This is a genomic window from Streptomyces albidochromogenes, assembly GCF_005981925.1.
Lineage (GTDB): Bacteria > Actinomycetota > Actinomycetes > Streptomycetales > Streptomycetaceae > Streptomyces > Streptomyces albidochromogenes.
The window spans coordinates 1-10,642 of record NZ_VBVX01000241.1 but is presented as its reverse complement, the minus strand read 5'-3'; the positions used below and the strand labels follow the sequence as shown (position 1 = coordinate 10,642).

The following is a 10,642-nucleotide window of genomic DNA, read 5'->3' as shown; positions in this document are numbered from 1 at the left end:
GTATAAGAGACAGCGGCGGGGCCACGTACGACCCGGGGCGGGTGCGCGAGTGGCGGGCCGCCGGGGCCCGGCTGGTGGGCGGCTGCTGCCGGGTGGGCCCCGCCGAGATCGCGGAGCTGGCCCGGCTGGCCGGACCGGTGGCTTAAACCCCTGGTCAGGGACGGGCCGGGGCACGATACTCGGACGCGTGTTCCTGACGATCAGTACTACCGGCAACCAGGAGCGTCCCGCGACCGACCTCGGTTTTCTGCTGCACAAGCACCCCGACAAGGCGCAGACGTTCTCCACTTCTCACGGCACGGCGCACGTCCTCTACCCAGAGGCGACCGTCGAGCGGTGCACGGCCGCGCTCCTGCTGGAGGTGGACCCCGTGGCGCTCGTGCGGCGCGGCAAGGGCAAGGGGCGCGGCGGCTCGCCCGATTCCGCGCTCGCGCAGTACGTCAACGACCGGCCGTACGCCGCGTCGTCGCTGCTCGCCGTCGCCCTGAGCACGGTCTTCAAGACCGCCCTCCAGGGCGTGTGCTCCGCGCGGCCCGAGCGAGCCGCGGCACCGCTGCCGCTGCGCGTCGAGGTGCCCGCGCTGCCCGCCCGGGGCGGCGCCGAACTGGTGACGAAGCTGTTCGCGCCCCTGGGCTGGACGACGGTGACGGCCGAGCCCGTGCCGCTGGACGAGCAGTTCCCCCAGTGGGGCGACTCGCGGTACGTACAGCTCGTGCTGGAGGGCGAGCTGCGGCTCGCCGACGCGCTGCGGCAGCTGTACGTCCTGCTGCCGGTCCTGGACGACTCGAAGCACTACTGGGTGGCGCCCGACGAGGTGGACAAGCTGCTGCGGGCCGGTGAGGGCTGGCTGGCCGAGCACCCCGAGCAGAAGCTGATCACCAGCCGCTATCTGTCGCGCCGCTGGAGCCTGACCCGGCAGGCCATGGAGCGCCTCGAACTGGTGCGGCTGGCCGAGGCCGACGACCTGGAGGTCGAGGAGATCGACAACGCCGTCGACGAGACGACGGACACCGACGAGCGACCCGTGCCGCTCGCCGTGCAGCGCCGGGACGCCATCCTCCGGGCGCTGGAGGCGGCCGGGGCGAGCCGGGTGCTCGACCTGGGCTGCGGACAGGGCCAGCTGGTGCAGGCGCTGCTCAAGAACGTGAAGTTCACCGAGATCGTCGGCGTGGACGTGTCCATGCGCGCGCTCACCATCGCCTCGCGGCGGCTCAAGATCGACCGGCTGGGCGAGCGGCAGGCCGAGCGCGTGAAGCTGATGCAGGGCTCGCTCACGTACACCGACAAGCGGCTCACGGGGTACGACGCGGCCGTGCTCAGCGAGGTCGTCGAGCACCTCGACCTGCCCCGGCTGCCGGCCCTGGAGTACGCCGTGTTCGGCTCTGCCCGGCCGCGCACCGTGCTCGTGACGACGCCTAACGTCGAGTACAACGTGCGCTGGGAGAGCCTGCCCGCCGGGTACGTACGGCACGGCGACCACCGCTTCGAGTGGACGCGCGCGGAATTCCGGGCCTGGGCCGGGAGGGTGGCCGAACGGCACGGGTACGGCGTGGAGTTCGTCCCCGTCGGGCCGGACGACCCCGAGGTGGGCCCGCCGACCCAGATGGCCGTGTTCACCAGGAACCCCCAGGACAGGCCGGGCGACCAGCGCGACAAGCGGGGCCGCCGGGACGACCGCGGCGAGCAGACCACCCCGCAGGACGAGAAGGAGGCGAAAGCCGCATGAGTACCTCACCCCGCACGCTTCCCGTCACCGACCTGTCCCTCGTGGTCCTCGTCGGCGCCACCGGATCGGGCAAGTCCACCTTCGCCCGTCGTCACTTCAAGCCCACCGAGGTGATCTCCTCCGACTTCTGCCGCGGCCTGGTCGCCGACGACGAGAACGACCAGAGCGCGAGCCGCGACGCCTTCGACGTCCTGCACTACATCGCGGGCAAGCGTCTGGAGGCCGGGCGGCTCACCGTCGTCGACGCGACCAACGTGCAGCCGGAGAGCAGGAAGCAGCTCGTCCAGCTGGCCAGGAAGTACGACGTACTGCCGATCGCGATCGTCCTCGACCTGCCGGAGGAGGTCTGCGCCGAGCGCAACGCCGTACGTCCCGACCGGGCCGGCATGCCCCGCCACGTCATCCAGCGCCACCGGCGCGAGCTGCGCCGTTCGCTGCGGAGCCTGGAGCGCGAGGGCTTCCGCAAGGTGCACGTCCTGCGCAGCGTGGAGGAGGTCGACGCCGCCGAAGTCGTGCTGGAGCGGCGCTACAACGACCTCACCCACCTCACTGGCCCCTTCGACATCATCGGTGACATCCACGGCTGCCGCTCCGAGCTGGAGACCCTGCTCGGCAAGCTCGGTTACGTCGACGGATCGCACCCCGAGGGGCGTACGGCCGTCTTCGTCGGCGACCTCGTGGACCGTGGCCCGGACAGCCCCGGCGTACTGCGCCGCGTGATGGGCATGGTCGCCTCCGGCGACGCGCTGTGCGTGCCGGGGAACCACGAGAACAAGCTCGGCCGTTATCTCAAGGGCAGGAACGTCCAGCACACGCACGGACTCGCCGAGACCATCGAGCAGCTGGAGAAGGAGGACGACGCCTTCAAGGAGCAGGTCCGCGAGTTCATCGACGGCCTCGTCAGCCACTACGTCCTCGACGGCGGCAACCTCGTCGTGTGCCACGCCGGTCTGCCGGAGAAGTACCACGGCCGCACCTCCGGCCGCGTCCGGTCGCACGCGCTGTACGGCGACACGACCGGCGAGACCGACGAGTTCGGCCTGCCCGTGCGCTACCCGTGGGCCGAGGACTACCGGGGCCGCGCCGCCGTCGTCTACGGCCACACCCCCGTCCCCAACACCTCCTGGATCAACAACACCATCTGCCTCGACACCGGCGCGGTGTTCGGCGGGAAGATGACCGCCCTGCGCTGGCCCGAGCGCGAGCTGGTCGACGTACCGGCCGAGAAGGTCTGGTACGAGCCGGCCAAGCCGCTCACCACCGAGGCGCCGGGCGGACACGACGGCCGTCCGCTGGACCTCGCCGACGTGCACGGCCGACGGGTCGTCGAGACCCGGCAGATGGGGCGGGTCGCGGTACGCGAGGAGAACGCGGCGGCGGCGCTCGAAGTGATGAGCCGCTTCGCCGTGGACCCGCGCCTGCTCACCTACCTGCCGCCGACGATGTCCCCGACCGGCACCTCGCACGTCGAGGGCTACCTGGAGCACCCGGCCGAGGCCTTCGCGACGTACAAGGCCGACGGTGTCGGCAGAGTGGTGTGCGAGGAGAAGCACATGGGCTCGCGCGCGGTGGCGCTGGTCTGCCGGGACGCGGACGTGGCGCGCGAACGGTTCGGGGTGGACGGTCCCACCGGAGTCGTCCACACCCGCACCGGCCGCCCGTTCTTCGACGACGAGACGACCACCGAGCTGATCCTCGGCCGGCTGCGCACCGCCGTGACCGAGGCCGGTCTGTGGGAGGAGCTGGGGACCGACTGGCTGCTGCTCGACGCGGAGCTGATGCCCTGGTCGCTCAAGGCGTCGGGGCTGCTGCGCCACCAGTACGCCGCCGTCGGCGCGGCGGCGCGTGCCGTCTTCCCCGGAGCGGTCGCGGCCCTCGAAGGGGCGGCCGCCCGCGGCCTCGACGTCCAGGGGCTGCTGGCGACCCAGCGCGAACGGGCCCGCGACGCCGCCGCGTTCACGGACGCCTATCGGCGCTACTGCTGGCCGACCGAGGGGCTGGAGGGCGTGCGGCTGGCGCCGTTCCAGCTGCTCGCCGCCGAAGGGCGCTCGCTCGCGGGCGTACCGCACGACGAGCAGCTGGCCTGGCTCGACCGGCTGGTCGAGCACGACCCGACAGCGCTCCTGCAGACCACCCGCAGGCTGATCGTCGACACCGGCGACCCGGAGTCCGTCCGGGCCGGCATCGACTGGTGGCTGGAGATGACCAGCCGGGGCGGCGAGGGCATGGTCGTCAAGCCGGTCCAGGCGCTGGTGCGGGACGGGAAGAACCGGCTCGTGCAGCCGGGCATCAAGGTGCGCGGCCGCGAGTACCTGCGGATCATCTACGGTCCCGAGTACACGCGCCCGGAGCAGCTCGAGAAGCTGCGCAACCGCTTCCTCGGCCACAAGCGCTCGCTCGCCCTGCGCGAGTACGCGCTGGGCCTGGAGGCGCTGGACCGGCTGGCCGAGGGGGAGCCGCTGTGGCGGATCCACGAGGCCGTGTTCGCCGTCCTGGCGCTGGAGTCGGAGCCGGTCGACCCCCGGCTCTGACGCCTCGGGCCCCGGAGTTGGCCGCCGGCCTTTCGGCGGCCGGCGCCCCCGGTGAGAAATCGTGACCGCTTCGAACCGGGGGCGCCATACAGGCGCGCCGGCGCCCGCGCTCGGCCAGGATGGAGCCATGGGATTCCATGTCGATTCCGAGACCGGGCGTCTGCGCCGCGTCATCCTCCACCGGCCGGACCTTGAGCTGAGACGCCTCACCCCCGGCAACAAGGACGCGCTGCTCTTCGACGACGTGCTGTGGGTGCGGCGCGCCCGCCAGGAGCACGATGGATTCGCCGACGTCCTGCGCGACCGGGGCGTCGAGGTGCACCTCTTCGGCGATCTGCTGCGCGAGTCGCTGGAGATCCCGGCGGCCAGGAACCTTGTGCTGGACCGGGTCTTCGACGAGAAGGAGTACGGGCCGCTCGCCACCGGGCATCTGCGCCAGGCCTTCGACGACCTGCCCGTGGCCGATCTGGTCGAGGCGCTCGTCGGCGGCATGACGAAGCGCGAGTTCCTGATGGAGCACCCCGAGCCGACCTCGGTCCGCTTCCACGTCATGGACCTGGACGACTTCCTCATCGAGCCGCTGCCGAACCACCTGTTCACCCGCGACACCTCGGCGTGGATCTACGACGGCGTGTCCATCAACGCGATGCGGTGGCCGGCCCGCCAGCGCGAGACCGTCCACTTCGAGGCGATCTACAAGCACCACCCGCTCTTCATGAGCCCGGAGGCCGGCGTGTTCCACCACTGGTCGGAGGGTCAGCCCGACTATCCCTCCACGATCGAGGGCGGCGACGTCCTGGTCATCGGGAACGGCGCCGTACTGATCGGGATGAGCGAGCGGACCACCCCGCAGGCCGTGGAGATGCTGGCCCGCGGGCTCTTCGCGGCGGGCTCGGCCACCACCATCGTGGCGCTCGACATGCCCAAGCACCGGGCGTTCATGCACCTCGACACCGTGATGACCATGGTCGACGGCGACACCTTCACGCAGTACGCAGGGCTCGGCATGCTCCGCTCGTACACCATCGAACCGGGCGTCGGGGAGCGTGAGTTGAAGGTGACCGACCATCCGCCCGAGCACATGCACAAGGCCATCGCGGCCGCGCTCGGCCTGGACGGCATCCGGGTGCTGACCGCGGTCCAGGACGTGCACGCGGCGCAGCGCGAGCAGTGGGACGACGGCTGCAACGTCCTGGCGGTCGAGCCCGGTGTCGTCGTGGCCTACGAGCGCAATGTCACCACCAACACCCACCTGCGCAAGGAGGGCATCGAGGTGATCGAGATCCGGGGCAGTGAGCTGGGGAGGGGGCGGGGAGGCCCTCGGTGCATGAGCTGTCCGGTCGAACGCGACGCTGTATAGTGATGCGCTCTTCCGTATATAGTTTCATCGACCCGCTTCCGCGACCGACCCAGGAGCAGCCACCATGGCGACAGATCTCGCAGGCCGCCACTTCCTCAAGGAGCTGGACTTCACTGCCGAGGAGTTCCGGAGCCTGATCGACCTGGCCGCCGAGCTCAAGGCGGCAAAGAAGGCCGGCACCGAGTCGCCGCGACTCCGCGGCCGGAACATCGCGCTGATCTTCGAGAAGACGTCGACCCGCACGCGCTGCTCCTTCGAGGTCGCCGCCGCCGACCAGGGGGCGTCGACGACGTACCTCGACCCCTCCGGTTCCCAGATGGGGCACAAGGAGTCGGTGAAGGACACGGCGCGCGTCCTGGGCCGGATGTTCGACGGCATCGAGTACCGCGGGGACAGCCAGGCCGCCGTCGAGGAGCTGGCGGCGTACGCCGGCGTCCCCGTCTTCAACGGGCTGACCGACGACTGGCACCCCACGCAGATGCTCGCCGACGTGCTGACCATGACCGAGCACTGCGCCAAGCCGCTGGAGCGGATCGCCTTCGCCTACCTGGGCGACGCGCGCTTCAACATGGGCAACAGCTACCTGGTCACCGGCGCCCTGCTCGGCATGGACGTGCGCATCGTCGCGCCCCGCGCGTACTGGCCGGCCGAGGAGGTCGTCGCGGCCGCCCGCAAGGCCGCCGAGGTGAGCGGCGCGCGCATCACCCTCACCGAGGACGTCTCCGAGGGCGTCCTTGGCGCCGACTTCGTCGCCACCGACGTCTGGGTGTCGATGGGGGAGCCCAAGGAGATCTGGGCCGAGCGCATCGAGCTGCTTGGTCCGTACGCCGTGACCATGGACGTGCTGCGCGCCACCGGGAACCCGGACGTGAAGTTCCTGCACTGCCTGCCGGCCTTCCACGACCTGGGCACCAAGGTCGGCCGCGAGATCCACGCGCAGTACGGCCTCACCGAGCTGGAGGTCACCGACGAGGTCTTCGAATCGGCGCACTCGGTCGTCTTCGACGAGGCCGAGAACCGCATGCACACGATCAAGGCGGTGCTGGTCGCCACCCTGGCCGGTCCGGACGCCGTCTAGCCCGGCCCGTACGGCCCCGCGCGCCGCACGCTCAGCACGGTGCGGCGGGCGGTGCGGCCAGCGTGAACCAGACGGCCTTGCCGCGCTCGGTGCGCCGGTGCCCGCAGGCGGAGCTGAGGGTACGCACGAGCAGCAGCCCGCGGCCGTGCTCCTGCCAGGGGTCGGGCGGCTCGTGGCCCGCGGCCGGGTCCAGGCCGCCCGGCGCGGCCGGGTCGTGGTCGTGCACCTCGACCTGGCAGCCGGTCGCGGTCAGCTCCACCGCCAGCTCGACGGGACGCTCGCCACGGGTGTGCTCCACCGCGTTCGCGACCAGTTCGGCGGTGAGCAGTTCGGCCGTGTCGGCGTCCGCGCCGGCCTCGTGTCGCGGGAGGGCCGCGAGCGCCGCCCGGATCAGGGCGCGCGCGACCGGCACGGCGGCGGTGGTGTGCGGCAGTGCGACGCGCCAGGAGGCGCGGTCGGGGGTCTCCGTTTCCTGCACGGCGTGATGCCCCTTCCGGGGAGCTGGCGGGTGGTCGTCCTGTCAACCGTACGAACTTCAACGAGATCACGCGAAGTGCCGCCCGGCGGTCCGGGGTGGGACGTACGCCACACCGTGCGGTGACCTTCGCCCTTTATCGCGCCATCCTGACGACAGTCACGCAAGAGTGATACCTTCGAGAGGCAGACGACAGCCGCACGGCTGAAGGAGGCCCCGCCCCCGATGAGCCCCTTTCCCAGCTCCGCATCGCGCACCCGGCAGTGGCACCACCTGCGGGTGACCATCGAGGACGGCATCGCCACCGTCACCCTCGCCCGGCCCGAGAAACTCAACGCGCTCACCTTCGGCGCGTACGCCGACCTGCGCGACCTCCTCGCCGAGCTGGCCCGCGAGCGTTCCGTGCGCGCCCTGGTCCTCGGCGGCGAGGGGCGCGGCTTCTGCTCCGGCGGCGATGTCGACGAGATCATCGGCGCCACGCTCGCCATGGACACCGCACAGCTCCTCGACTTCAACCGGATGACCGGGCAGGTCGTCCGCGCGCTGCGCGAATGCCCCTTCCCGGTGATCGCCGCCGTGCACGGCGTGGCGGCGGGCGCCGGAGCCGTGCTCGCCCTGGCCGCCGACTTCCGGATCGCGGACCCCTCCGCCCGCTTCGCGTTCCTCTTCACCAAGGTCGGCCTCTCGGGCGGCGACATGGGCGCGGCGTACCTGCTGCCGCGCGTGGTCGGGCTCGGGCACGCGACGCGCCTGCTGATGCTGGGGGAGCCGGTGCGCGCTCCCGAGGCGGAGCGGATCGGTCTGATCAGCGAGATGACGGACGAGGGGCAGGCCGACGCCCGCGCCGCCGAGCTGGCCTGCCGCCTCGCCGACGGCCCGGCCCTCGCGTACGCCCAGACGAAGGCCCTGCTCACCGCCGAGCTGGACATGCCGCTCGCCGCCGCCGTCGAGCTGGACGCGGCGACCCAGGCGCTGCTGATGAACGGCGACGACTACGCCGAGTTCCACGCGGCCTTCACCGAGAAGCGCCCCCCGAAGTGGCGGGGGCGCTGACGATGCGCCGCGCGTTGCGGGTGGCCGTCGTCGGCGGGGGGCCCGGCGGGCTGTACGCCGCCGCGCTGCTCAAGCGGCTCGACCCCGCCCGGGAGGTCACCGTCTGGGAGCGCGGCGCCCCGGACGACACCTTCGGCTTCGGGGTCGTCCTCTCCGACGAGACCCTCGGCGGCATCCAGCACGCCGACCCCGTCGTCCACCGCGCGCTCCAGGACGAGTTCGTACGGTGGGACGACATCGACATCGTCCACCGCGGCCGCACCCTGACGTCCGGCGGCCACGGGTTCGCCGCCCTCGGCCGCCGCCGGCTCCTGGAGATCCTGCACGCGCGCTGCCGTTCCCTCGGCGTCGGCCTGCGCGTCCGTGAGGAGGCGCCGCCCGCCGCCGAGCTCGCCGCGGCGTACGACCTGGTCGTCGCGGCGGACGGCGTGCACAGCCTCACCCGGGCGGCGTATGCCGATGTCTTCGCCCCCCGCGTCACCACCCACCGCTGCCGCTACATCTGGCTCGCCGCCGACTTCGCGTTCGAAGCGTTCCGCTTCGAGATCGCCGAGACGGAACACGGCGTCATGCAGCTGCACGGCTACCCCTACGCCAAGGACGCGTCGACCGTCATCGTCGAGATGCGCGAGGAGGTCTGGCGGGCCGCCGGCCTCGACCGCTGCGACGAGGCACAGTCCACCGAGCGCTGCGCCAAGTACTTCGCCGACGCGCTCGGCGGGAGGGCGCTGCGCGGCAACAACTCGTCGTGGACCGCCTTTCGCACCGTCGTCAACGACCGCTGGAGCCACGGCAACACGGTCCTGCTCGGCGACGCCGCCCACACCGCCCACTTCTCCATCGGATCGGGCACCAAGCTCGCCGTCGAGGACGCCCTGGCGCTGGCCGCGTGCGTCGAGGAGCAGCCCGACCTGCCCGCCGCCCTGGCCGCCTACGAGGCCGAGCGCCGTCCGGTCGTCGCGTCCACGCAGCGCGCGGCCGCCGCCAGCCTGCGCTGGTTCGAGGACCTCGCGACGTACCTCGACCAGCCGCCCCGGCAGTTCGCCTTCAACCTGCTCACCCGCAGCCGCCGCGTCACGCACGACAACCTGCGGCTGCGCGACCCCGGTTTCACCGGCGCCGTGGAAGAGGACTTCGGCTGCCCGCCCGGTACGCCGCCGATGTTCACGCCCTTCAGGCTGCGCGGCCTCACCCTGCGCAACCGGGTCGTCGTGTCCCCCATGGACATGTACTCGGCGGTCGACGGGGTCCCCGGCGACTTCCACCTCGTCCACCTGGGCGCGCGGGCGCTCGGGGGCGCGGGGCTGGTGATGACGGAGATGGTGTGCGTCAGCCCGGAAGGCCGCATCACGCCGGGCTGCGCCGGTCTCTACACGGCCGAACAGGCCGCCGCCTGGCGCCGGATCACCGATTTCGTCCACGCGCAGTCGCCCGGTACGGCCGTCGGTGTCCAGCTCGGCCACTCGGGACGCAAGGGCTCGACCCGGCTGATGTGGGAGGGCATCGACCAGCCGCTGGACGACGGCAACTGGCCGGTCGCGGCGGCGTCCGCGCTGCCGTACCGGGCGGGCGTCAACCAGGTCCCGCGCGCGCTCGACGCGGACGGGCTCGCCCGCGTCCGCGAGCAGTTCGTGTCGGCGGCGCGGCGGGCGGCCGACTGCGGCTTCGACCTCCTCGAACTGCACTGCGCGCACGGCTACCTGCTGTCCGGCTTCCTCTCCCCTCTCACCAACCAACGGACCGACGCCTACGGCGGTTCCCTCGCCGGACGGCTGCGTTTCCCGCTGGAGGTCTTCGACGCGGTGCGCGACGCGTGGCCGCGGTCCCGGCCGATGACGGTCCGCATCTCCGCCACGGACTGGACGGAGGGCGGTACGACGGTGGAGGACGCCGTGGAGATCGCGCGGGCGTTCGCCGCGCGCGGGGCCGACGCGATCGATGTGTCGACCGGGCAGGTCGTGGCCGACGAGGCGCCGGAATACGGGCGTTCCTACCAGGCGCCGTACGCGGACCGCATCCGCAACGCGCTCGGGGTGCCGGTGGTCGCCGTCGGGGCGATCTCGTCGTGGGACGACGTGAACTCGCTGCTGCTGGCGGGGCGCGCGGACCTGTGCGCGCTGGCGCGGCCGCACCTCTACGACCCGCAGTGGACGCTGCACGCGGCGGCGGAGCAGGGGTACGCGGGGCCGGGCGCGCCCTGGCCCCTGCCGTACCGGGCGGGCAGCCGCACACCCCCGACGGGCCGGACCGACGCGCCGAAGCCCCGGCTGAGCCTGGGCTGAAGCGGGCGACCGGCCCCGGCGGGGGTGGGGAGAGCGCGCCGCAGGGCCGCTCGGGTCAGGCCGCCGGTGCGATCTCCACCCGGTCCACGACCCCGCGATAACCGATGCGCTGGTACACCTGTCTCTTGTACACATCT

8 protein-coding genes are annotated in these 10,642 nt (G+C 72.3%); 7 read left to right on the top strand and 1 reads right to left on the bottom strand.

Annotation, left to right across the window (positions count from 1 at the left end; genetic code table 11):
- The 5 genes from E2E34_RS25505 to argF form a co-directional block, all read left to right on the top strand.
- The coding region (locus E2E34_RS25505; RefSeq protein WP_208765335.1) for a homocysteine S-methyltransferase family protein at positions 1-146 on the top strand (146 nt) is incomplete at its 5' end.
- Between the two features lie 41 nt (positions 147-187).
- On the top strand, positions 188-1,726 hold the full coding sequence (locus tag E2E34_RS25500) for a 3' terminal RNA ribose 2'-O-methyltransferase Hen1 (RefSeq protein ID WP_138904260.1): 1,539 nt from the start codon (positions 188-190) through the stop codon (positions 1,724-1,726).
- Complete coding sequence (locus E2E34_RS25495) at positions 1,723-4,257, top strand: polynucleotide kinase-phosphatase (protein ID WP_138904259.1); 2,535 nt, start codon at positions 1,723-1,725, stop codon at positions 4,255-4,257. Before E2E34_RS25500 ends, E2E34_RS25495 begins: the two co-directional genes overlap by 4 nt.
- Before the next feature lie 127 nt (positions 4,258-4,384).
- The gene (locus E2E34_RS25490; RefSeq protein ID WP_138904258.1) at positions 4,385-5,617 is read left to right on the top strand and encodes an arginine deiminase; all 1,233 of its coding nucleotides are present in this window, start codon (positions 4,385-4,387) and stop codon (positions 5,615-5,617) included.
- Positions 5,618-5,681: 64 nt separating this feature from the next.
- A complete protein-coding gene (gene argF, locus E2E34_RS25485) occupies positions 5,682-6,695 on the top strand; it encodes an ornithine carbamoyltransferase (RefSeq protein WP_138904257.1) in 1,014 nt (337 codons plus the stop codon).
- A 31-nt stretch (positions 6,696-6,726) separates the two neighbouring features.
- Here argF and E2E34_RS25480 read toward each other — a convergent pair whose 3' ends face one another.
- Positions 6,727-7,173, bottom strand: a complete 447-nt coding sequence (locus E2E34_RS25480; protein WP_138904256.1) for an ATP-binding protein — start codon at positions 7,171-7,173, stop codon at positions 6,727-6,729.
- A gap of 222 nt (positions 7,174-7,395) precedes the next feature.
- Between E2E34_RS25480 and E2E34_RS25475 the strand changes: the two genes are divergently transcribed.
- Together E2E34_RS25475 and E2E34_RS25470 are read left to right on the top strand one after the other, a co-directional pair.
- On the top strand, positions 7,396-8,223 hold the full coding sequence (locus tag E2E34_RS25475) for an enoyl-CoA hydratase family protein (protein WP_138904255.1): 828 nt from the start codon (positions 7,396-7,398) through the stop codon (positions 8,221-8,223).
- A 2-nt stretch (positions 8,224-8,225) separates the two neighbouring features.
- Positions 8,226-10,505, top strand: a complete 2,280-nt coding sequence (locus E2E34_RS25470; RefSeq protein ID WP_138904261.1) for a bifunctional salicylyl-CoA 5-hydroxylase/oxidoreductase — start codon at positions 8,226-8,228, stop codon at positions 10,503-10,505.
- The last annotated feature ends 137 nt before the right edge of the window (positions 10,506-10,642 follow it).